The organism is Sulfurimonas sp. HSL-3221 (genome assembly GCF_021044585.1).
Lineage (GTDB): Bacteria > Campylobacterota > Campylobacteria > Campylobacterales > Sulfurimonadaceae > Thiomicrolovo > Thiomicrolovo sulfuroxydans.
Genome location: NZ_CP087998.1, coordinates 1,546,592 through 1,568,115, shown reverse-complemented (window position 1 = coordinate 1,568,115; position 21,524 = coordinate 1,546,592). Strand labels below are relative to the sequence as shown.

At 59.4% G+C, this 21,524-nt stretch carries 28 protein-coding genes; 10 read left to right on the top strand and 18 right to left on the bottom strand.

Annotated elements, in window-relative coordinates:
* Window positions 1-15: 15 nt before the first annotated feature.
* Window positions 16-1,185 carry a vWA domain-containing protein gene (locus tag LOH54_RS08035; RefSeq protein ID WP_231018386.1) on the bottom strand — a complete coding sequence of 390 codons (1,170 nt, stop codon included), beginning with the start codon at window positions 1,183-1,185 and terminating at the stop codon, window positions 16-18.
* Between the two features lie 9 nt (window positions 1,186-1,194).
* Entirely contained in the window at window positions 1,195-2,199 is a 1,005-nt protein-coding gene (locus LOH54_RS08030; protein WP_231018385.1) for an AAA family ATPase, read from the bottom strand.
* Between the two features lie 248 nt (window positions 2,200-2,447).
* Here LOH54_RS08030 and LOH54_RS08025 point away from each other — a divergent pair, with 248 nt between their 5' ends.
* A complete protein-coding gene (locus LOH54_RS08025; protein WP_231018384.1) occupies window positions 2,448-2,603 on the top strand; it encodes a hypothetical protein in 156 nt (51 codons plus the stop codon).
* Between the two features lie 178 nt (window positions 2,604-2,781).
* Here the strand turns inward: LOH54_RS08025 and LOH54_RS08020 are convergent, their stop codons facing one another.
* Window positions 2,782-3,705: a glutaminase gene (locus tag LOH54_RS08020; protein ID WP_231018383.1), complete on the bottom strand. Its 924-nt coding sequence runs from the start codon at window positions 3,703-3,705 to the stop codon at window positions 2,782-2,784.
* On the bottom strand, window positions 3,705-4,241 hold the full coding sequence (locus LOH54_RS08015) for a hypothetical protein (RefSeq protein ID WP_231018382.1): 537 nt from the start codon (window positions 4,239-4,241) through the stop codon (window positions 3,705-3,707). The genes LOH54_RS08020 and LOH54_RS08015 overlap by 1 nt, the downstream gene beginning before the upstream one ends.
* 209 nt (window positions 4,242-4,450) lie before the next feature.
* On the opposite strand from LOH54_RS08015, the gene ald reads away from it, so the two are divergent.
* Entirely contained in the window at window positions 4,451-5,548 is a 1,098-nt protein-coding gene (gene ald, locus LOH54_RS08010) for an alanine dehydrogenase (protein WP_231018381.1), read from the top strand.
* 21 nt (window positions 5,549-5,569) lie between these two features.
* Here the strand turns inward: ald and LOH54_RS08005 are convergent, their stop codons facing one another.
* From LOH54_RS08005 to LOH54_RS07990, 4 genes are all read right to left on the bottom strand, one after another.
* Window positions 5,570-6,199, bottom strand: a complete 630-nt coding sequence (locus tag LOH54_RS08005) for an HAD hydrolase-like protein (protein ID WP_231018380.1) — start codon at window positions 6,197-6,199, stop codon at window positions 5,570-5,572.
* A 122-nt stretch (window positions 6,200-6,321) separates the two neighbouring features.
* Window positions 6,322-6,756, bottom strand: a complete 435-nt coding sequence (locus LOH54_RS08000) for an ankyrin repeat domain-containing protein (protein WP_231018379.1) — start codon at window positions 6,754-6,756, stop codon at window positions 6,322-6,324.
* Between the two features lie 13 nt (window positions 6,757-6,769).
* Window positions 6,770-7,372 carry a hypothetical protein gene (locus tag LOH54_RS07995; protein WP_231018378.1) on the bottom strand — a complete coding sequence of 201 codons (603 nt, stop codon included), beginning with the start codon at window positions 7,370-7,372 and terminating at the stop codon, window positions 6,770-6,772.
* Window positions 7,373-7,455: 83 nt separating this feature from the next.
* Window positions 7,456-8,208, bottom strand: a complete 753-nt coding sequence (locus tag LOH54_RS07990; protein WP_231018377.1) for a TIGR01458 family HAD-type hydrolase — start codon at window positions 8,206-8,208, stop codon at window positions 7,456-7,458.
* A gap of 144 nt (window positions 8,209-8,352) precedes the next feature.
* Between LOH54_RS07990 and LOH54_RS07985 the strand changes: the two genes are divergently transcribed.
* Genes LOH54_RS07985 through galU form a run of 5 tightly spaced genes read left to right on the top strand, consistent with a single transcriptional unit; the run spans window position 8,353 to window position 14,272 of the window.
* Window positions 8,353-9,162, top strand: coding sequence for an HAD-IIB family hydrolase (locus LOH54_RS07985; protein WP_231018376.1), 810 nt, complete (start codon window positions 8,353-8,355; stop codon window positions 9,160-9,162).
* Window positions 9,152-10,435, top strand: a complete 1,284-nt coding sequence (locus LOH54_RS07980) for a glycerate kinase type-2 family protein (RefSeq protein WP_231018375.1) — start codon at window positions 9,152-9,154, stop codon at window positions 10,433-10,435. The genes LOH54_RS07985 and LOH54_RS07980 overlap by 11 nt, the downstream gene beginning before the upstream one ends.
* Complete coding sequence (locus tag LOH54_RS07975) at window positions 10,428-11,645, top strand: glycosyltransferase family protein (protein ID WP_231018374.1); 1,218 nt, start codon at window positions 10,428-10,430, stop codon at window positions 11,643-11,645. Before LOH54_RS07980 ends, LOH54_RS07975 begins: the two co-directional genes overlap by 8 nt.
* 3 nt (window positions 11,646-11,648) lie before the next feature.
* Complete coding sequence (locus LOH54_RS07970) at window positions 11,649-13,424, top strand: sugar phosphorylase (RefSeq protein WP_231018373.1); 1,776 nt, start codon at window positions 11,649-11,651, stop codon at window positions 13,422-13,424.
* Window positions 13,421-14,272, top strand: a complete 852-nt coding sequence (gene galU, locus LOH54_RS07965) for a UTP--glucose-1-phosphate uridylyltransferase GalU (protein ID WP_231018372.1) — start codon at window positions 13,421-13,423, stop codon at window positions 14,270-14,272. The genes LOH54_RS07970 and galU overlap by 4 nt, the downstream gene beginning before the upstream one ends.
* Before the next feature lie 356 nt (window positions 14,273-14,628).
* On the opposite strand, the gene LOH54_RS07960 is transcribed toward galU, so the two are convergent.
* Both LOH54_RS07960 and LOH54_RS07955 read right to left on the bottom strand, forming a co-directional pair.
* Window positions 14,629-15,474 (bottom strand): aldo/keto reductase family protein, encoded by an 846-nt coding sequence (locus tag LOH54_RS07960; RefSeq protein WP_231018371.1) that lies wholly within the window; start codon window positions 15,472-15,474, stop codon window positions 14,629-14,631.
* A complete protein-coding gene (locus LOH54_RS07955; RefSeq protein ID WP_231018370.1) occupies window positions 15,467-15,853 on the bottom strand; it encodes a bacteriohemerythrin in 387 nt (128 codons plus the stop codon). The genes LOH54_RS07960 and LOH54_RS07955 overlap by 8 nt, the downstream gene beginning before the upstream one ends.
* Before the next feature lie 125 nt (window positions 15,854-15,978).
* On the opposite strand from LOH54_RS07955, the gene LOH54_RS07950 reads away from it, so the two are divergent.
* Window positions 15,979-16,392, top strand: coding sequence for a hypothetical protein (locus tag LOH54_RS07950; protein WP_231018369.1), 414 nt, complete (start codon window positions 15,979-15,981; stop codon window positions 16,390-16,392).
* A 12-nt stretch (window positions 16,393-16,404) separates the two neighbouring features.
* On the opposite strand, the gene LOH54_RS07945 is transcribed toward LOH54_RS07950, so the two are convergent.
* Window positions 16,405-16,641: a hypothetical protein gene (locus LOH54_RS07945; RefSeq protein ID WP_231018368.1), complete on the bottom strand. Its 237-nt coding sequence runs from the start codon at window positions 16,639-16,641 to the stop codon at window positions 16,405-16,407.
* A gap of 115 nt (window positions 16,642-16,756) precedes the next feature.
* On the opposite strand from LOH54_RS07945, the gene LOH54_RS07940 reads away from it, so the two are divergent.
* Entirely contained in the window at window positions 16,757-17,008 is a 252-nt protein-coding gene (locus LOH54_RS07940; RefSeq protein ID WP_231018367.1) for a hypothetical protein, read from the top strand.
* Window positions 16,995-17,372, top strand: a complete 378-nt coding sequence (locus tag LOH54_RS07935) for a hypothetical protein (protein ID WP_231018366.1) — start codon at window positions 16,995-16,997, stop codon at window positions 17,370-17,372. Before LOH54_RS07940 ends, LOH54_RS07935 begins: the two co-directional genes overlap by 14 nt.
* A gap of 8 nt (window positions 17,373-17,380) precedes the next feature.
* Here LOH54_RS07935 and LOH54_RS07930 read toward each other — a convergent pair whose 3' ends face one another.
* The 7 genes from LOH54_RS07930 to LOH54_RS07900 all read right to left on the bottom strand — a co-directional run bounded on the left by LOH54_RS07930 (window position 17,381) and on the right by LOH54_RS07900 (window position 21,443).
* Entirely contained in the window at window positions 17,381-17,929 is a 549-nt protein-coding gene (locus LOH54_RS07930; RefSeq protein ID WP_231018365.1) for a hypothetical protein, read from the bottom strand.
* Between the two features lie 113 nt (window positions 17,930-18,042).
* Window positions 18,043-18,705: a DUF6498-containing protein gene (locus tag LOH54_RS07925; RefSeq protein WP_231018364.1), complete on the bottom strand. Its 663-nt coding sequence runs from the start codon at window positions 18,703-18,705 to the stop codon at window positions 18,043-18,045.
* A complete protein-coding gene (gene dtd, locus LOH54_RS07920) occupies window positions 18,705-19,148 on the bottom strand; it encodes a D-aminoacyl-tRNA deacylase (RefSeq protein WP_231018363.1) in 444 nt (147 codons plus the stop codon). Before dtd ends, LOH54_RS07925 begins: the two co-directional genes overlap by 1 nt.
* Entirely contained in the window at window positions 19,148-19,624 is a 477-nt protein-coding gene (locus LOH54_RS07915; RefSeq protein ID WP_231018362.1) for an FKBP-type peptidyl-prolyl cis-trans isomerase, read from the bottom strand. Before LOH54_RS07915 ends, dtd begins: the two co-directional genes overlap by 1 nt.
* Before the next feature lie 68 nt (window positions 19,625-19,692).
* Complete coding sequence (locus LOH54_RS07910; RefSeq protein WP_231018361.1) at window positions 19,693-20,268, bottom strand: class I SAM-dependent methyltransferase; 576 nt, start codon at window positions 20,266-20,268, stop codon at window positions 19,693-19,695.
* A 10-nt stretch (window positions 20,269-20,278) separates the two neighbouring features.
* A complete protein-coding gene (locus tag LOH54_RS07905; protein ID WP_231018360.1) occupies window positions 20,279-21,199 on the bottom strand; it encodes a DUF6515 family protein in 921 nt (306 codons plus the stop codon).
* 67 nt (window positions 21,200-21,266) lie between these two features.
* A complete protein-coding gene (locus LOH54_RS07900; protein WP_231018359.1) occupies window positions 21,267-21,443 on the bottom strand; it encodes a hypothetical protein in 177 nt (58 codons plus the stop codon).
* Window positions 21,444-21,524 lie beyond the last annotated feature (81 nt).

Here is a 21,524-nt window from a genome sequence, read left to right as displayed (position 1 = left end):
CCGGGGGGCTGAAGGCTAGGAGTTGAAGATGACCAGCCCGCGTCCGAAGGGGACCTTGGCCGGGCGGGAGAGGGCCCAGAGCACCTCGTACGGCGGCGGGATACGCGGGAACCAGCCGTCGCCGTCGGTGAAGTAGAGCAGCATCGTCGTCATCGGCAGCTCGGCCTCGATGAAGTCGAAGACGGGACGGTAGTCGGTCCCGCCGCCCCCTTTTAGGGGGAAGTCCAGCTTCTCGCCGCCCTGGAAGGTGTAGTGGCCGTGGACCTTCGCGTCGGCGATGATCAGCTCGATCCTAATGGCGGGGAAGATCGTCATGATGTTTTTAAACTCCTCCGTAAAGGCCCCGAGCAGCGCCTCGTTGATGGAGCCCGAGGTATCCACGGCGACGCAGAGGCTCAGCGTGTCGCTGGCCAGGGAGGGCAGCGCGATACCGCGGTAGATGTGCTTCTTGTTCGGCGGCATGAAGGCATAGTTGTTGCGCATGTGCTTGTTGACGGCGTTGTAGAGTTCGAAACGCCAGTCGACATCGGCGGCCTTGACCTTCTTGCCCAGCCGGTCCATGCCCGAGGGCATCGCGCTTTTGCGCTGGGCGACCTCCTGGGCGACGGAGGAGGCGTACTGCCACTCCGACTCGTTCTGGGCGTCGAGCTCCTCCTCGATATTGCCGAGGTTGGAAAAAGCGCCGCTGTCGTCCTCCTCCTCTCCCCCTTCACCGGCACCGCCCGGCATACCCGGCGGAGGCGGTACGTCGTCCTCGCCGCCGAAGGCGTCATCAATATCGCTGTAATAGCTCTCTTTGAGGGCGTCGTAGATCTCCTCGGCGTACATCCCCTCGAATTCTTCATTGTAGTTGGCCCCCTGGGGGATTTCAAGGCCGTTTTTGTGCAGGAGGTTGTTGATGGCGTAGTCTGTTGCCAGCTGCCACAGTCCCCCTTTGCGTCCCAGCTGGCGCTGCTGGTGCGACAGGACGTGGTGCATGACACAGTTCGTGAGGATGAACATCACCTCTTCGATGCTGCGGCGTCCCATGAACTCCGGGTCGTACAAAAAGCGTTTGCCGTTGCTGGCATAACCGCGCAGTCCCTCTTTGGGCTCCTGTTTCAGGCGGGAGGCGAGCATCCCGAAATAGGGGTGCTTCATTGTCAGTTGGGACTTGGCTTTGGTCAGTAAGTGTTCCGGGGTCAAAACAGGCCTTTAGCGCAGCAGGTTGTTGAACTGACGCATCCAGAGCGTCCAGCTGTCGACGTGGTCGAGCTCGATCTTGCGTTCACGCAGGTCCTGGATGATCATGACGGCGAATTCGCCCGGCATCTTCAAAGTGTAGGTGATGAGGTTGTTGAGCTTCTTGCTGCTGGTCCCCTCGCCTACGCGCATAGCGAGGGCGGTGCTGAGCATATGCAGGGCCGCCGGTTCGGACGGGACGGCGGAGACGCTGCCGTCAAAGATGCCGTCGAGGTCGGGGAGCTCGCCGGCAACGACCTTGAAGCCGAGGAACGCGGCAGCCAGGTCTTCGCCGATGGCGCCGGCGACCAGTGGCATGATGAGGTCGGGTTCGGGTTCGGAAGCGACGATCTCGTTGACGTACTCCCAGGTCCGCGGTGTTGCGAAGGAGCGGCTGTCGTCCTTGCCCTGTCCGAAGGTGAAGAGCGCGTCGGGGCGGTAGGAGATAAAGGCGATGATGGCCGGATCGATCCCGGCACCGACGGCCCACTGTTTCCAGTCCTCGACGCTCGCTTCCATCTCCAGGTGCACAAAGCGGTTGGCCAGCGGCGCGGCCATGCGGAAGACGACACCCCGGTCGCTTTCGCGGTTACCGGCGGCGACGATCGCCCAGCCGTCGGGAAGCTTGTACTCGCCGATCTTGCGGTCGAGGATGAGCTGGTAGGCCGAGGCCTGTACCATCGGAGCGGCGGTGTTGAGCTCGTCGAGGAAAAGGATCCCCTCTACCTCGCTGCCGTCAGGCAGGAAGGAGGCGGGGGCCCAGACGGCTTCGCCCGAATCGGCGTTGAAGAAAGGGATACCCCGCAGGTCGGTCGGGTCGAGCAGGGAGAGACGAAGGTCGATGTAGGAGATCTTTTTCTCCTTGGCGATCTGGGCGACGATGGAGGATTTGCCGATGCCCGGAGGCCCCCATAAGAAGACGGGTACCTTTCGGTCGGTGAGGTGGGTCAGGGAGCGTTTCGTGCTTATCGGGTTCATGGCGGTCCTTGCAATACTATATAGGTTTCGCCGACGCCTTTGCAATTTTGATACGAACGGGTCAAAAGAGATAAAAAGAGTCTGTTTAATGACAAATATCAGGGTTTTTCTGACAAATATGACAAAATTGTCGTGATAATTATATTTTAGTATGAAAATTGCATACATTTGGAGTGAAAAACGAGAACACTAATTGTATCAAGTAGGTAAATTTGGAGCCCAAGCGGTTCTGCCATAAAGGATACAAAATGTTTGAATGTGAAATGATCGAGCTGGAAGATTTTAGTTTTAACCACCTGCTGCATCACTATGATGACTGCAACTGTGAAGATATGCACTTCAATGAAGAGTTTGACTGCATCGACGCCCTGGCGGACTGCTGCGAAGAGATCCTCTGGGACTGACCGCTTCTGCGAGGGTACCCCTGAAGCCCTTTGTTCCAACGGCCTGAGGGGTGCCCTTTTAAGACTTCGGAATTATTTGGGTATTCGCACCACCCCGGCGGCGCATTCTCCTCCATATTATTCGCCGCCACTTGACCTATGTTTAAAACACGTACCGGGGCTCCCCGGTACGCTCCTCCTAAAAAATTGACAATCCCGTTTTACTGGTAAAGAGCTCCAAAGCCTTCGTTCCCGCCAGGGAGTTCCCCTGTTCGTTCAGTGCCGGCGACCAGACGCAGATCCCCATCACTTTCGGTATGACGGCGACAATGCCCCCGCCGACACCGCTTTTGCCGGGAAGACCGACGTGAAAGGCGAAATCGCCCGAGGCGTCATAGTGACCGCAGGTGAGCATGACGGCGTTGATCCGTTTGGCCTGCTGCGGGGTGATGAACTTCTTGCCCGTGATCGGGTCTTCGCCGTGGTTGGCGAGGTAGAGCATGGCGCGCGACAGCGTGCGGCTGTTCATGGCGATGGCGCAGTGCTCGAAGTAGGTATGCACGACCTCCAGGACGTCGTTGTCGAGGTTGCCGAAACTCTTCATCAGGTTCGCCAGCGCACGGTTGCGGAAGCCGTGCTGCATCTCCGACTCCGTCACCTCTTTGTCGCTTTCGATCATCCCGTCGTCGGCGATCTCGCGGATAAAGGTCAGAATCTCCTTGGAGCTGCGGGCGACGGAGCCGTAGTGCGAGATCAGCGCGTCGGTGACATTGATGGCGCCCGCGTTGATGAAGGGGTTGCGGGGGATACCGTGTTCGTACTCGAGCTGCACCAGGGAGTTGAAGGGGTTGCCCGAGGGTTCGCGGCCGACGCGGCGGTAGAGGTCATAGCCGTAGGCGTCAAGCGCCAGCGTAAAGGTGAAGAGCTTGGAGATGCTCTGGATGGAGAAGGGGGTATCGGCGTCCCCGACGCTGTACTGCGTCCCATCGAAGAGGGTCAGCGTCATCCCGAACTGCTGCGGGTCGACCTCGGCCAGGGCGGGGATGTAGTCGGCGACTTTTCCTTCTCCGATATAGGGTTTGATCTCCTCGGCGATCTCGTTCAGTACGGCCTGGTAGTCCATTATTTTCCTCCTTGCTTTTCCATTTTCAGTATCAATGTGATGTTGAAGTCGCAGTTTTCGGCTTTTAGCTCATCATCTTGAACTGGAATTGGATAGTTACGACCACTTGATGCTGCATTGAATTTCATATATGCTCGCATGCGATCTCGAGTATTTATGTAGTTATTTTCCATAAAATCAACAGAATCCCTAGGGACCCTTATATTTTTAAAAAAACGGAGGTAGCCCCTACATGAATACTGAGTCCAATATGCATTCTGCGTTTCTTCCGAGACTGCGGACTGCTCCGGGTTAATAAGGCGCTTCTGGAAGTTTTTCGCGAACTGCATCATGTAAGCCTGGTCGATTGGGCGATGATACGTAAAATATATTTTTCGCTCCACATCATCGCGTACGCCGTTGCTGTTCACATCCACGCCGAGCGGCGTCGCACTGTTGACTTTGGGATCGGGCTCGGGCGGAAGCCGATGCCCGTTGATGACAATGGAAGAGTCATCGGCGAAACAAAGCGACAAGAAAGGGACGGAAACCGACACAAAAAACGGACATATACGTTTGATAATATACCCTTCCGCTTCAATCTGCTATATCATATCACATTACCGACAGAACAAATTGATCCCGGAAAAGGTATGGAAGTACGGTAAACAGGCAACAATCCCCTTTTGGGAACTGTTAATGCATGTAGTTGATAGTATTTATCCTTTAGTTACAACCCATATCACTAATCATTAAAGGGGACCCCATGAAAATCGGTGTGCCAAAAGAAGTTAAGACGGAAGAGTACCGGGTGGCGGTGACGCCTTCGGGGGTCAAGGAGCTGGTCAAAAACGGCCATACGGTCTACGTGCAGACCAGCGCGGGCGAGGGGAGCGGTTTCAGCGATGACGACTACAGCGCAGCCGGTGCCGAACTGCTTGAAGGCGCCGCGGCCGTGTTCGACGCGGCGGAGCTTATTGTCAAGGTCAAGGAGCCGATCGCGCAGGAGTACCCCCTGTTCAAGGAGGGACAGACCCTCTTCACGTACCTGCACCTGGCGGCCGACGAAGCGCAGACGAAGTTCCTGCTGGAGAAGAAGATCAAGGCCTACGCCTACGAGACGCTCAAGGTGGACCGTCGTCTGCCGCTGCTTGAACCCATGAGCGAGGTCGCCGGGAAGATGGCGGCGATCATGGGCGGCTTCTACCTGGGGCGCTACCAGGGCGGCCGGGGCATCCTGCCCGGCGGCGTCGTCGGGACGGAAAAAGCCAACGTCCTGATCCTCGGCGGCGGGGTCGCCGGGATCTCCGCGGCGCAGGTTGCGGCGGGGATGGGGGCGAAGGTGACGATCCTTGACATCAATCTTGCGCGCCTGCACTACCTCAACGACGTCCTTCCCGCGAACGTCAGCACCCTCTACAGCACGACGGACGCCATCGAGTCGCTGCTGCCGACGACGGACGTCGTCATCGGCACGGTGCTCATCCCGGGGGCGAAGGCGCCGAAGCTGATCACGAAAGAGATGCTCTCCATCATGCGTGAGGGGAGTGTACTGATCGACGTCTCCATCGACCAGGGCGGCTGTTTCGAAACCTCCAAGGCGACGACGCATACCGACCCGACCTATGTCGTCGACGGGGTGGTGCACTACTGCGTCGCCAACATGCCGGGGGCGTACCCGCGCACCTCGACGATGGCGCTCACCAACGCGACGCTGCCCTACCTGCTCAAACTGGCGGAGTTCGGCGGCGAGGAAGCCTACGCGAAATTCCCGCTTCTGCACAGTGCGCTCAACACCTACAACGGCAAACTGACCAACCTTGCCGTCGCCGAGGCGCACGGGCTCGACTACTGCGAACTGTAAACCCGTCGCAGCACCGGCGCATCAGCGCGCCAGCCTCTGCGCGATCTCCCCAACACTGGAAAACATCAATGCCGGGGCGTGCTCCATCAGCGCTTCGTCGCGCGTATAGCCCCAGGAGACCGCGCCAAAATCCATCTTGACAGTGAGGGCGGCCTCAAGGTCCCTGAGCTCGTCACCGATATAGATGGCTTCTGAAGGATCGATGCCCGTTTGGCGCAGGATCTGTTTCAATTTCGCCGCTTTTCCGAACATGTGCGTACCGTATTGCGGATGGATCAGAAGGTCCGTGTTCGCCTGTCCCAGAATTTTTCGGACATTCTCATGGGAGTTGCTCGTCACAAGGCTGAGGATGATGCCTTGCTCCGACAGGGCGTGAAGCATCTCCGTTACCTCCGGGAACATCGGGATACGTGCGACGCTTGCCGCCATGTTTTTCCTGAATGCGGCGGCGACCATCGGGACTTTCCACAACGGTATATGCAGCTGATGAATGATGTGTTTCGCGTCGTAGTGTCTGAGGGCCTCGACCTGCTCCGCGTCGATGCGCCTGAAACGGTGCTTTTCGGCCAGGGCATTGAGCGCGGTCAGGAAAAAGGGGAACGAATCGGCCAGGGTGCCGTCGAAATCGAAGATGACAAGCTTGTATTTCACGGGGCCTCTCCGTAGGGTTTTTTGATCTGCACTCGGTACGGCCCATTATACTATGCGAGGCGTAGCTGCCGGAGAGGGTGGGGTATAAGACAGAGAGAAAATGGAGGGGAGGGAAATCCCTCCTATTTTTTCCGCAGCAGGCGGAGGATCTTCGGGGTGACGGCGAGGTCGAGGGCCGTAAAGTCGTCGGGATTCTTGATGGAGACGTCGGCGCCCGCGTCCACGAGCATCTTCACCATCGCCTCTTTGCCGCTGGAAGCGGCGTACATCAGGGAAGTGACGCCGTTGACGTTCGCCGTGTCAAGCTCGATGCCCGCATCGATGAGCATGGAGACGACGTCGGGATTTTCGCCGAAGCAGGAGAGCCACAGCGCCGTGTTGCCGTCGACGTTTTTAAGCATGATGTCTGCGCCGGCGTCGAGCAGTTCGCGCACGATCGCGGCGTTGCCCTCGCGGGCGGCTTTCATAAGTGCCGTATTGCCGTAGCTGCCCTGCAGGTCGAGGCTCTTGGCGTCGTAATCGTTTTCGGCAAGCCAGTTCATTGTCATATCGGTCATAAGCTGCTCCTGACTATTTTTTCAGGCCCGCAAGGGAGAGGGCGTGCTTCGTCGCCCGGGCGATGATGCTGTGCTCGGGGCGGAACATCGCGTCCGAGATCGTTTTGACCGCCGGGAAGATCTCGTCGAAGCCGTGTTCGGGGAAACCGCTTTGCAGCATGATCTTGTCCATGGAGAGGCCGGCAAGGACTTCATGGTCGAAGGCATTGACGTTGGACGGGCCGATGGCGATGAAGAACTGCTCGAGCTCCTCGTGCGCCTGCGTAGCGTTGAGGATGACCCCCTGGTCGCCGCGCTCGATCAAAAGGGCGCGCAGTGCATCGTCCAGGTCGGCTTCGTCCACGAAGAGCGGCTTGCCCGCTTTGGGGGCGGCAAGCAGTTCGCCGGCGTCTTTGACGCGGTAGCCCACGCATTTCGCATCGCTCTGCTCCCCCAGGGAGAGGGGGGCGGTGTAAAAGAGGGCCGTGTACTCTTCGGCCTCTTCCTTGGCTTTTTCAAGCGCGGCTTCATCTTCGGGCTGCAGAAAAAAGATCTGCACCATCGTATCCTCGATGATCTCGTCGATATCGTCGAGAAAATCCTCATTGGTTGCTTTAACGTTGACGTCAATGGTCATAAATAGAAACTCCTCGTTAGGGCACCTCTACAGAGGTGTCCTATTGTGCGGGGGAGGATATGCAAGTCCGGTTCCGGGGTTTTTCAGAGGGTGACCTCGGCGAGGGAAGGGAAGACGGCATCGGGCGTGATGCCGCGTGTGAGGTCGGCGGGGGTGTATTTGCCCGTTTCGACGAGAATGCCCCGCAGTCCTGCCGCCTGGGCGCCGCCGACATCGCTTTCGATATCGTCGCCGATCATCACCGCCGCTTCGGGTGCGAGCCCCATCTGCGCGCAGGCGAGGCGGTAAAAGTCCGCGCTCGGCTTTCCGATGACCGTCGCCGTTTTGTCCGAGGCGTATTCCAGGGCCGCGACGAATCCGCCGGCGTCCATGCTGAGCCGGCCGCTATGGTCCTTGAAGTAGCGGTTTTTCGCCGCGGCGAGAAGTTCGCCGCCCTCCATGAGGGTCCGGAACGCCGCGTTGAGGCGCGCGTAGGTAAAGTTCTCCTGGGCATCGCCGATGACGACGCAGCGGCAGGGGGCGTCGGGGAGGTCGTCGAAAAAGGCTTGGGCACTGTCGGTGAGAAGGAAGGTCGCCCGGCTGTGGTGCTCGATCAGGTACGCCTTGGTGACATCGAGGGCGGTAATCACCTCCGACGCTTCGATGCGAAAGCCCATCCGCTGCAGTTTGGCAACGACATCCGCGCCCCTCTTCTGCGTCGTATTGGTCACAAAGCGGACGGGATAGACCGCTTTGAGCCGTGCAATCGCTTCGACGGCGCCGGGGTAGGGGGTGTCGCCTTCGTACAGGACACCGCCGATATCGCACAGGATGCCTTTAATGGTAGAGGTGGTCATAAAATGTCCTCTTTTCCCGGTCTGTTTTCATAGTATACCCCAACGGCGGCTTCCAAGCGTGCCTAAAAAGCAGGCAGCACACCAGCGGATAACGCCCCCAGTGATGTTACAATGGGGACATGATAAACATGCAAGGCAAAGCGAATGTCTGATTCGCTGCACTACATCGTTTTCACTGACCTCGATGCCACACTGCTTGACCACGAAACCTACTCGCATTCTGCGGCCCAGCCCGCGATCGACTACCTGATACGTGAAGAGATCCCCTTGGTGTTCGTTACCAGTAAAACGCAGCCCGAAGCCGTCAAACTCCAGGAGAAGATGGGGCTCTGCGCCCCCTTTATCGTGGAGAACGGCGGGGCGATTTTCATCCCGCGCTGCTGCAGCCGCTTCTACGGCGCAGACCACGAGGCCGACTACGAGGTGATCACCCTGGGTGCCGCCTACGACGCCTGTACGAACCTGCTCGACAGCCTGAAATCCCGTTTCCGTCTCCGCGGCTTTTCGCATATGCACCATGACGAGGTGGCCGAACGGACGGGACTGCACACCGAAGGGGCGGTGATGGCCAAGACGCGCTACTGCTCCGAACCCTTTATTATGGAGGACGAAAGCCTGTTCGACGAACTGGTCGCCACCGTCTCGGCCGAGGGCTTCACGGTGACCAAGGGGGGACGTTTCTACCATCTCATCGGACGCAACCAGAGCAAGGGCAGCGCGGTCCAGGCACTGCTCGAGCGCGCCGAAGCGTCGACGGGGATCCGTTTCAGTTCCATCGCGCTGGGCGACAGCGAGAACGATTTCTCGATGCTGCAGAGCGTCGACATCCCTGTACTCATTCCCAAGCACGACGGCAGCTACGCCGCCATCAACCTTCCCAATCTCATCAAGGCCCCCTATCCGGGCCCCCGGGGCTGGAACGCCGTTTTGCAGGAGATCTTCGGTGTTGCCTGAACTGGAATCCCTCTTCGGAGCGGCGGTTGACGCGGTGATGCCCCAGCGTATGCTGCCGGGCCGGATGCGGCTTCACGACGGGGTGCTTTCCGTCGGCGGCGAGCAGCTGGACCTGGAGCGCTACGGCAACCTCTATCTCTGCGGCGCGGGCAAGGCCGCGCTGCCGATGGCCGAGGCATGCGAAGCCATTTTGGGGGAGCGGATCGCCGGCGGGGTCATCGTCACCCCCGAAGCGGAACGTCCGCTCGGCTACTGCACCTACGTCCACAGTACCCATCCCCTCCCCTCCGAAGAAAGCGTCGAAGCGGCCGAGCGGCTGATGGAACAGTTCGCCAGGGCGGGCGAAAGGGACCTGATCCTTTTCCTGCTCAGCGGCGGCACCTCCGCGCTGATCGAAAAACCGCTGCCCCCAGTCACCCTGGCGGCGATGGCGGAGACGACCCGTCTGCTGCTGGAAAACGGCTGCAGCATCGAAGAGACGAACAGCGTGCGCAAGCACCTCTCCATGATCAAGGGGGGACGGCTGGCGCAGATGACTAGGGCGACGGTGCTTGTCCTGGTCGTCTCCGACGTCATCGGGGACGATCTGGAAACGATCGGCTCCGCACCGCTGTACTGTGACCGGAGCACCTACGCCGACGTGACGGCGCTGCTGCGGGGCAGGGGGCTGATGGAAAGGCTGCCCGAGACGGTGCGCGAGGTACTGACGAAGGGGGAAAAGGGGGGCGTTCCCGAAACACCGACGCTTCCCCTCCCGACGGTGAAACATCTGCTGATCGGCAGCAACAAGCAGGCCCTGGAGGCCGCGGCGGCCTGCGGCGTGGAATACGGACGCGACGTGCGGGTGGTCGAAACTCCCATCGAGGGGGATGTCGCCGAGGCGGCGGAGGCGTTCTGCCGCCGTTTCAAATCGCTGCCGCCGGGAACGCTTCTGCTGCAGGGGGGCGAAACGACGGTCACGGTCTCCGGCGGCGGTCGGGGCGGTCGGAACCAGCATTTCGCGCTGCTCTGCCTCCGGCATTTGGGGACGGAGTGCAGTTACGATATCATTTGTGCAGGCACGGACGGGATCGACGGCAATTCGGATGCGGCGGGGGCGCGCATTTCCGATGCGCTATTCCGGCGCTGCAGCATCGCGGAGATCGACGACGCCCTGGCGCGTTTCGACTCCAACACGTTCTTCGCAGGCAAAGAGGCCCTGATCGAGACCGGCTACACGGGGACCAACGTCATGGATGTGGTATTAGCTTACAAAGGAGAGGATAATGGCTGACTTTTTTCAAAACGGGGTGATCACGTCACTGCAACGGGTAGGGGATAGAAGTCTCGAGGAGATGGAAAAGGACCTGGAACACATGTCCGAACGCCGCAAGATGGTCCTGCTGCTGCCCGCGCTCTACAGCGAGTTTGAAACGCCGGCGATGCATACGATCATCGAGGAGCTGAAGCATGTCCGCTACCTGCACCGCATCATCCTTGGACTTGACCGCGCGACCCACGAGCAGTTCCTCGAGGTGAAGAAACTGATGGTGCAGCTCCCCTGCGAAGTGGACGTCCTCTGGAACGACGGCCCGCGCATCCAGGAGCTTTACGCGGAGCTGACCCGCGAAGGCTTCCCCTGCCTGAAAGACCCTGGCAAGGGGCGTAACGTCTGGACGATGATCGGCTACGGCCTGACGGGGGAGGAGAACTACGCCTTCGCCCTGCATGACTGCGACATCGTCAACTACTCGCGCGAGATCGTCGCCCGCCTTTTCTACCCCATCGTCCACCCGGCCCTGGACTACGAGTTCAACAAAGGGTACTACTCCCGGGTGACGAACAAGCTGCACGGCAGGGTCACGCGCCTCTTCTACACCCCGCTGATCCATGCGCTGGAGAAGGTGATGGGCAAGAACCGCTACCTCGAATACATGGACAGCTTCCGCTACGCGCTTTCGGGGGAGTTCGCCTTTATCCGTTCGCTGGGGCGAGGTATCGCCATTTCGCCGACCTGGGGCCTGGAGGTCTCGACGCTCAGCGAGGTCTACAAGAACACCTCCAACCGCCGTATCTGCCAGACGGAGATCATGGATACCTACGAGCACAAACACCAGGACCTCGGCAACAAGACCGAAGGCGGCGGCGTCTACAAAATGGCCGGCGACATCGCCAAGGCGCTCTTCCGCGTGATGGCGCAGGAGGGGATCGTCTTCACGGAGTCGCACTTCAAGACCCTGCTGGCGACCTACTTCCAGGAGTCGCGTTTCGAGATCTCCAAGTACGTGGCCCTCTCCAAGCTCAACGGCCTCGAATACAACCGCGAGAAGGAGATCGGCGCCGTCGAAGCCTTCCAGGACGCCATCGAGGAGGCGGCCAGTGAGTTCTTCGAGAACCCGCTGGGAGTGCCGTCGATGTCCCCGTGGATTACCGTCCGTTCGGTCCTGCCGGAGTTCTCGGAAAAATTCGCCCGTGCCGTCGCGTTGGATGCGCAGGAGGCGTAGCGGATGATCCAGTATGAACCGCACTCCATACGGGAGCGTCTGTCGGTCCTTTACAGCTCTGACGACGCGGACGAAGCCTACACGGGCATACGGGAGCTGATCAACACCTACCGCGAGCGGATCGATTCCCATCCCTATCAGCTCAGCGAGAAAGACGCCATTCTCATCACCTACGGCGACCAGGTGCAGAGCCCGCCCGAACCGCCGCTCAAAGAGCTCAACGACTTTCTCTTTTCGCATATCGACGGCCTGGTCAATTCGGTCCACCTGCTGCCGTTTTATCCCTACTCCTCCGATGACGGTTTCTCCGTCGTCGATTACAAGGCGGTCGACCCGCACTGCGGCTCCTGGGGGGAAGTGGAGCTGCTCGGTACCCACTTTCGCCTGATGTTCGACGCGGTCATCAACCACGTCTCCCAGTTCTCGAACTGGTTCAAAAAGTATCTCGAGGGCGATCACGCCTACGCCGACTTTTTCATCGATGCCGACCCCACGCTGGACCTGAGCCAGGTCGTGCGTCCCCGGACCTCGCCGCTGCTGCACGAGTTCAAAGATGCCGAGGGACGCATCCGCTATATCTGGACGACCTTCAGTCGGGACCAGGTTGATCTCAACTACGCCAACTACAAGGTGCTGCTGGCGGTGCTCGATGCGCTCTTCTTCTACATCGAAAAGGGGGCGACGCTGCTGCGCCTGGACGCCATCGCCTTCGTCTGGAAGGAGATCGGGACCCCCTGCGTTCACCTGGAGCAGACCCACGAACTGATCCAGCTGATGCGGGAGGTGCTGCACAAGGTCGCGCCAGAGGTCATCATCATCACCGAAACGAACGTCCCGCACCAGGAGAACGTCTCCTATTTCGGCAGCGGGGATGACGAGGCGCAGATGGTCTACAACTTTGCGCTGCCCCCGCTGCTGGCGCACGCGGTGCTGACGGGGAACCCGACCAAACTGCTCTCCTGGGCACGGACGCTGAAGCTGCCCAGCGACAAGGTCTGTTTCTTCAACTTTACCGCGTCGCACGACGGGGTGGGGCTGCGGCCCGTGAGCGAAATCCTTAGCGAGAGCGAGATCGGGGTCCTCGAAGCGGCCGCCAAACATTCGGGGGGACTTGTCTCCTACCGGGCGAATGCCGACGGCACGGAGAGCCCCTACGAGCTCAACTGCAGCTACATCGACCTGCTGACGTCGCCCGAGGAGGATGACGCCGTCCGGGCCAAACGGATGCTTTTAACCCAGGCCGTGGCCCTGGCCATGCCGGGGGTGCCGGGAATCTACTTCCATTCGCTGTTCGGCTCGCGCAACTATCTCGATGGTGTCAAAATGACGGGAATAAACCGCTCCATCAACCGCGAGAAATTCAACTCCAACTGGCTTGATGAACAGCTGCAGAAGGAGGGGAGCCTGGAGCGGCGGGTCTATCTGGCGTACAAGCGGCTGCTTTCCATCCGGATCAACGAGACGGCCTTCGACCCCTTCGGTCCCTTTGTATTCCTGAATCTGCACCCCTCGCTCTTCTGCCTCCAGCGCGAGAGCCGCGAAATGGACAGCCATATGCTGGCCGTGCATAACTTCAGCAATGAGACGGTGAATTTCCGTCTGCCCGATTACATCGAACTCGCCGCAACGGAGTGCATCGGTAACATCCATGTAACCTCTGAAACGCTGCAGATTGAAGGTTACGGCGTGATGTGGATAAAATGCCGCATCGATGTCGAGGCGTTCGAAGCGTGCTGCAACAGCGTGTTGCCCATCATCAATGAAAAGGAGTTTGAATGATTACAAAATGTCTATTTCCCGCGGCCGGATACGGCACACGGTTTCTTCCCGCGACCAAGGCGATGCCCAAAGAGATGCTGCCGATCCTGACAAAGCCGCTGATCCAGTATGGGGTTGAAGAGGCCAACGAGGCCGGCTGCGACGTCATGGCCGTCATCACCGGCCGCGGCAAGCGCGCCATCACCGACCACTTCGACATCAGCTATGAGCTTGAACACCAGATCAAGGGCTCCTCGAAAGAGTCGCTGCTCAAAGATATCCGACGCCTGATCGACAACTGCACCTTCACCTACACGCGCCAGAACGAGATGAAGGGGCTTGGCGACGCCATCTACAAGGGGAAAGTCCTTGTCGGCGAGAGCGACCCCTTTGCCGTCATTCTCGCCGACGACCTCTGTATCAACCCGGCGGGTGACGGGGTGCTCAAGCAGATGGTGGACCTCTACAACAAGTACAAGTGCTGCATCGTCGCCATTATGGAAGTCCCGAAAGACCAGGTTTACAAATATGGCGTCATCGCCGGCCGCGAGATCGAGGACGGTGTTTTCATGGTCGACGACATGGTGGAAAAACCCGATAACGACAAAGCCCCATCCAACCTCGCCATTATCGGCCGCTATATCCTGACACCGGATATCTTCGATGTGATCAAAAACACCAAGCCGGGCAAAAACGGCGAGCTGCAGATCACCGATGCCCTGCTGACCCAGGCGAAAAAGGGGATGGTTCTCGGCTACAGGTTCAAGGGCAAGCGGTTCGACTGCGGAAGCGTCGACGGTTTCGTCGAGGCGACGAACTACTTCTACGATCTTGAGAAGAAAGCGGAGGCGAAAGCGGCAAAGAAGTAGCCGCATCGCTTCATAACCCAGCGTTTCCTTCCCCGTGACGGCCGCTGCGGTCGGCACACTCTCCTGCCGTTTTATGCCAAATTTTCTATGCAGTTTCAGTTGTAAATGTTTTTTTGAGAAAGGTTCGCGGTGACAGCAGCACCGCGAATGCAAGGGAGTAGAAGAACAAAAACGTAATGGCGGCTCTCAAAGAGAGCCTTTACAAATCAATCGCATCGGAATGCTTACCCTTTTACGGGTAAGAACAGTATAGGACATTTTGGAAACAGCATGAACAACAAAATGATCAACTTTTAATCAATTGAATTCAGGTGCTGTCTATTATTGAAAATCCCTGCGCGAAAGGGTGCGGTGCGTCAGGAGAGAAGCAGGCGGTCGATCGCCGCGATCTCCTCGGGTGCCAGGCGGATATCCGTGACGTGCAGGTCCTCTTGCATATGCACCGACGAGGTGGTGCCGTCCAGGGGAGTGATCCCTTTGGCGATCAGATAGGCGTAAAAGATCTGCGGCGTGCCGACACGGCGCGCCATTGCCGCGCGGATGACCGGTTCGCTCCCGAGCAGGTGGGGGTTGGCGGTCAGGCTCCAGAAACTCTGGTAGCGGATGCCGTTGGCATCGCAGAAGGCGCGCAGCTCGACGTCGTACCCGGAATCGGCATAGAAGCGGTTCTGCAGCACGGCCGGTTTGATTTCCGCTTCGTCGAAGAGCCGCTGCAGGGTACGCAGTTCGTAGCAGTTGCTGATTCCCAGCTGCCGCGCACTGCCGTCCGCGGCGATCGTTTCCATCGCCCGCCAGACGGAGAGGAGGCGCGCAAACGGGAAGAGGGGCGAGTGCAGGACGTACGAATCGACATACCCGGTGCGGAGATTGTCCAGGGAGACGCGGAACGACTGCGCTACCTGCTCGGGGAGCGGGGCGTTGCGATCGTAGGGGGTGTTCTCCGGGTCCTGTCCGTCGACGGGGGTGAATTTCGTCTGCAGAAAGACTGCTTCGCGCTCGAGCCCTTCGCCGCGCATCTTCTCCAGGGCCTCGCCGACGCCGGCCTCGTGGTAGTGGCGGGGCTGGCAGGCCGTATCGATCCCCCGGAAGCCGCAGCGCAGCGCCGCTTCGACGAGAGGCGCGGTCTGCTCCTTCTTCCAGGCTGTACCGTAGATCAGCGCCGGCATCTGCACGGCGGCGCGTGTGGGAAGGGTCTCAGCCATGTGCCGCCTCCGTTTCGAGGCTTTTGAGAAACATCGCCAGCTGGGAGTCGATGTTGATGATATGGCGCCGGAACTTCTCATAGGCGTAGTCGTCGATATAGGAGCGTCCGAAGGGGGGGAGCTTACGTGCCTTCTGCAGGAAGTAGCGCATCTCCGAGAGCAGGGTCTCGTGTTCGTCCAGGTGCTCCTGCAGGCCGTAAAAAGCGAGCGAACGCATCATCTCCTCTTCCATGGCGAAGTGCGTCTCCGTATGCTCGACAAGGGCGGAAAATCCCTCTATGAAGGCGTTTCCCGTCGCCTGTTTAACGGCATCGAGCTGACGAAGAAAGTCCGCGTGGGTTTCATCCATCGTCGCGACGCCGAGCGTCAGTTCTTCCATCGCTGTCTCCTTCGGTACGCCCGGGGCGTTGGCGAGACGAGTGCAACTTTCATACGATGCCCGCCATCGCACGGAATATGCAGTCACAGAGCGACACGCCCGCCACTGGGCGAGAGGAGGTAACGATGTTATCAACGTTCAATGCACTCAAATCCGTGTACGCTTCGCGCGAGATATCCATGGAGGATCTTGACGTCCTGCAACAATACGACTTTATCCAGTTTGAGAACCGCGGCATCAGCCGTTCGGAAAAGGATTGCCTGCTTTGCGAAGTACGCTGCGAACCCTTTGCCGCCTTTCTGACGGCGATTACCGCCGCCGTTTTCGATTCGGCGGAGGCGCTGCGCGATCTGGTACGAAGTACGGGACTGGGACTGTTGGAGGAGAAGAGCGAGGATGCGGCACTGCTCAGTTTTCACAGCGAGGATAAGATGGTGGAGATCATCGCCAGCGTCGCTGATGACGGCAGGGTCAGTATCGATCCGGAGGATCTGGAGGTTTTACCCTTTTTTCAGGTGTTCCTGCGCGTGCAGCACTGAGGCACAGACGCCTTAGTGGTGCTCGTGGGTGCCGCAGCCGCAGCCGCCCTGAAGCATCCCGATGACAAAGTGGTCATCCACTTCGGTCACGTCGAAGTGGTGCTTGCCGCAGAAGCTGTTTTTCATGAGCGACAGCTGGGCGTCCGCCGCGCTTTTTGCGCTCTCTTTATTGTCGTAGGTGACGATCTGGTCCAGCCCTTTTTTCTTGGCGCAACTGCAAAGTTTTTCGATGATGACATGGTATTCCATAGCGGATTCCTTACACGTAGATATAGTGCCTGAACGGATGCATCTGCCGTTCCTGCGGGCTTCACATTCGCTTCATGATTGTATGAGATACTCTCAAAAAGATAAAGGAGCGATTATGAAACAATTTATTCCATGGAGCGCTGCGGCCCTCGCTGCGGCGACCCTTTATGCCGCCGCGCCGCTGGCGCCGCAGCCGCCCCAGGTGCGCGAGATCGTCCGGCTTCACGCCCACCCCGAGGCCGTGGCGAAGCCCGAAGCCGTCCCGGCGGGTGTCAAACCGGCGAAAGATTTCGGCAAGCTGCATGACCGCGAACTGCCCAACATCTTCTATCTCCCAAAGCCGGAGGTGTCCGATGAAGCGCAGTAAGCTGATGCTCCGCTTGGCGGTACTGGCGATGCCCCTGTGGCTGTTGTCGGGCTGTTTCATCTATGTCGAGGACAACCCTTCCCATCTTCCCTATGTGCCGGCGACGCTCGTGATCCACAACGATGAGAGCTCCTGGGGCAGCATCTGGTATGCCTATGCCGCTCCCTCCCTGGCTTCGAGCTGGGGCGAGGAGCTGCTGGGCGCCGATGTGCTTTACCCGGGGGACGATCTTGTCGTGGATATCTACGAATGCGACCAGAATTACGATATTCGGGTGGAGTATGAGGACGGGTACGTCGTCGAGCGAACGGGTGTATGGGTGCCGTGCGACATGACGACCTACACCATTTTTACGGATTACTAGGCGGGGGCTTACCCCTCGATAAGCTGTCCGCGGAAGTAGAGTTTCTGCTTTGTCCCGGTCGTTTCGGGTTTCGGCGCGGCGGGTGCTTCAGGCGTCGGGGCGACGATCAGTTCGTCAAACTTGGTCTGCGGGGTGGCGAGCATGACGCTCTCGAAGGCCCGCAGCCGCTTGAGCAGGCTGTCAGAGGCGGCCAGAAGCTCTTCGTAGTAGTTCTGGGCGAGTTTCAGGTCACTGGCACTCGCTTTTTTTGAACCGAACACCCCCATCAATCCCCCCGATTTCCCGGCGAAGAGCGTGGCATAGATCTTGAGATAGATGTCGTAGCAGTTGGTATGGAGCTCGATCATTTCGTCAATGACGCTTTTGGCGTTGGACGTCGAAAACACCATCGCATCGTCGTAGAGCCATCGGCTGAAGTCACTGTCGGACTGGTTGACGGGCACCGCATCCTTTTCACTGCTGACCCCGGAGACTATCAGCTTGATCTGGTTGACCCATTTCAGCTGATGGGTCCGTGCATTTCGGATGTTTTGGATGTAATTCTCTTTTGATGCCATAATGACCTCCGCATAAGATACGGAAGTGTACGACAAGGCAGAGGGAAATGTTGACGGTTCTATGGATAAAAAATAATCACTCGATGCAGATAGGTGATTATCAAAAAATCATATTAATCCACCGGATGCTTCCGCCGCACGGAAGCGTGGCGCAGTGCCAGGGAGCGTGCGTCCATTCCGACCTTCAAAAAGAGCAGGACGATGAGAGCGGCGAGGGGCTGGCCCAGTGCCGCGACGAGAAAGCCGCCGCCGATCAGTCCGATGTGCAGGACGGCAACCCGGCCGTAGGGGGCGCCCATCCAGTCCGAGAGGGTGGTGCGTTCGTATTCGCCGCTGCGGACATAATCGACGTAGAAGGAGACGGCGTGGCTGACGATGAGCAGCGTCAGGGCGGTGAGAATGCCGTTGCCGAACAGCACATCGCGGTGGTAGATGTAATCGGCGAGGCCGAAGACGTTCAGGTGCAGGGAGTCCGGCGCAAAGAGCGCGATAACGAAGATGCCGTGGGCGTAAGCGAACATGCCGTAGTGGAAGATGAAAAAAGGGACGAGGAAGAGCTTGCCGAGATTGCCGGCCAGCTCCTCGGGACGGTTGGCGATCATCTTGAGCACATTGAAAACGCCGATGACGACGTTCTCCATCCAGTACAGAAAGATCAGCTCAAAGACTCCCCAACCCAGTTCCAGGACGCCATAAAGCGGGTAGAGGTTCGCTGCGAGCAGGACAAAAAGGGGCAGGGAGGCGTAGCGCCGAAGCACGGTAAACAGTACAGCCATCAGAGGGTTTTCGAATCGATCATGAGGGTCACAGGCCCGTCGTTCGCGATGCGCACATCCATGTGGGCGCCAAAGACGCCGTGCCGGACCGGGACGTTCCGGGACGCCTGGATAATGAAGTGGCGGTAGAGCCGTTCGGCTTCCGCCGGCCGTGCGGCGGCGTCGAAGGAGGGGCGCCGCCCTTTTTTGACGTCGGCGGCCAGGGTAAACTGGGAGACGATGAGCAGCTCGCCCCCGACGTCAAGCAGGGAGCGGTTCATCTTTCCCGCCTCGTCGGCGAAGATACGCAGATGGAGGATCTTGGCCAGCAGCTTCTCCGCGTCCGCCTCCGTATCGCCCTCAAGCACACCCAGCAGGAGAGTGAGCCCCTGCCCGATCGCGGCGACTTCGCGGCCCTCCACGCTGACGGAGGAGGCCGTCACCCGCTGCACGACGGCCAGCATCAGTGGTGATGGTGCTCGTGCTCGAGGAGTTCACGGACGGCCGCTTCATCCAGGGGCTGAATCTCCTTGACCGTTCCGTCGAAGACGAGGCTGCTGCCGGCGAGGGGGTGATTGCCGTCGAGGACCGCTTCGTCGCCGCGGATCTCCTTGACGGTGTAGATAATGATGTCGTCGGGATTGGACTCGAGGTGCCCCTCTATTTCCATGCCGACCTCGAGATCGTCGGGAAGTTCGGAGAGGGCCTCCTCGACAAGGAGGGAGCCGTCATACTCCCCGAAGGATTCGGCGGGGGAGAGGACGACGTAGACGTCGTCTCCGACCTGCTTGCCTTCGAGCGCCTCTTCCAGCTTGGGGAAGATCTGGCCGTAGCCGCCGTGCAGATACATCAGTTCCGTGTCGTCGGGGTTCAGCAGCGTGCCGTCGGCGGTCGTGAGTTCATAGTTGAGGGTAACAAGGGTGTTCTTCGTGATCTGCATGGTGCGGCCTTAGCGGTGGGATAGGGAAATTTTACAACGAAACGGGGGAATAGGCAAACGCGCCGCTCTTAGTCCCCGAGCGTTGCGGCGAGGGTATAGCGCCAGCCGTGACGGATGTCGGTGTCGGAAAACCCCCGCTGACGCAGCAGCGCGGAGAGGGTTTCCGGCGGATAGAAGTGGCCCGGTTCGCCCAGCAGCCTTTCTGCCCGCTTCAGGGCGCCGCCCAACAGGGTAGAGGGATCGAAGTCGTAGATGAAGAGAAGCCCGCCGGGTCTGAGCACGCGGACGATCTCGTCGAGGGCCGCTTCGGGGACGTCAAAATGGTGCAGCGCCTCGCCCACCACGACGGCGTCGAAACGGTCCGCCTCGAAGGGGAGGGCCTCGGCCCGGGCCGTAAAGCGTTCGACACTGTCGGGAAGGTAGCGCAGCATCCCCTCGGCGGGGTCGGCGGCGATGGGACGGAGATCGTCCCGGCAGCCAAGCGCATAGTTGCCCAGGGTCCCTGTTCCCGCGCCGAGGTCGAGGAGATCGGCGCCGGGAGGAAGGGATCGAAGGGAGGCACAGAGGTGGGAGACGGCGGCCGCGGGGTAGACCGCCGAGCCGAATCGGCTGAAGACCCAACCGAGATGGTTGAAGGGGATCATGCGCCCCGCTTTACGGCGTCACGACGATATAGACAACACGGTCGCCCTGGATGGCCTGCATGAAGTAGGTATTCGCATAGCGGTAGTACTGCGCCCCGTTGATCGTAACGCTGTAGGCGCCGTCGGGGAGGTAATCCAGGACCTGGCCGGGGGCAAACTCGACGTCATAGTAGGTCACCGGCGGTCTGACGACGCGGTAGGCGTTGCGGTAGGTGTCCCAGGTATAGTAGACGTCCGCGTAATAGTAGTAGGTAAGCCCGCTGTGCACAAAGACGGTGTAGCCCACCGGGAGGGTACGGACGACCAGCCCAATCGGCGGTGCGGCGACGATGAAGCCCCGGTCGTGGTGGCGGTAGTAGAGGCCGTCGGCATAGTAGAAGACGAGGCCGCCGAGGCTCAGCGAGATGGCCACGCGCGGCAGGCTGCGGACGACGTAGCCCGGGCGCTGGTAATAGGTCAAAGGACGCGCGCCCGGCGGGCGGTAATAGTGCTTATGCTTGTCGATATGGACGACACTCCCTTTGGCGGGCGGAGCGACCCGTTTGCCGTCGTAGCGCTGGTCCCCTTTCTGCGGGCGTACCGTACGCTGTTCGGTGTAGCGGTTCTCCTCGCGCTGGTTGGGCCGGACGACCGGCGCGGGTCTTACCGGGTGCGGGGTGTATTTCTGGGGTTCGGAACGGCGAACCTCTTCACGGCGGATCTCACCCTTCGAGGGCTGGGTACGGTCGCGGCGTATCTCCTGCCCCAGGGTGTTGCTTCGGCTGCTTGAACGCTCCTGGCTGTAGGAACGGTCCTGCTTATCATAGGAACGCTCCTGTTTCGAACCGCCTCTGTCGTTATCCTTCCGGCCGTCATGGTCGGGGGCCGCATGCAGCCCGGCCGAACCGATGAGCAGTGCCGCTGTCATTGAGATGAAGTTGCTGTATCGCATGGCATCCTCCTTGATTGATAGGTCCAGTATAACGGGAAATCGTTAAATAATCGTGAGAGGTGTGCGCTCAGCGGCGGGAATGTTCGCGTTTCAGGGTTGTCAGCGTTTTGAAAAAACAGCCCTGGGTGAAACGGTACTGCGTTTCATCTTTTTTGAGTCCGCGGCCCTGCTGGAGGACGAGGCGGATGTCTTCGGGTCTGACCCGGTAGCTCTTGGCACAGTGTTCGCAGTAAAGGGTTTCCATTACCGATAGATATGCAAGCGGCGTTCACGACGTGGCGAAAAACCAGGATGTTTTTTTTTGTGGTAAAATAAAAAGAAAGGG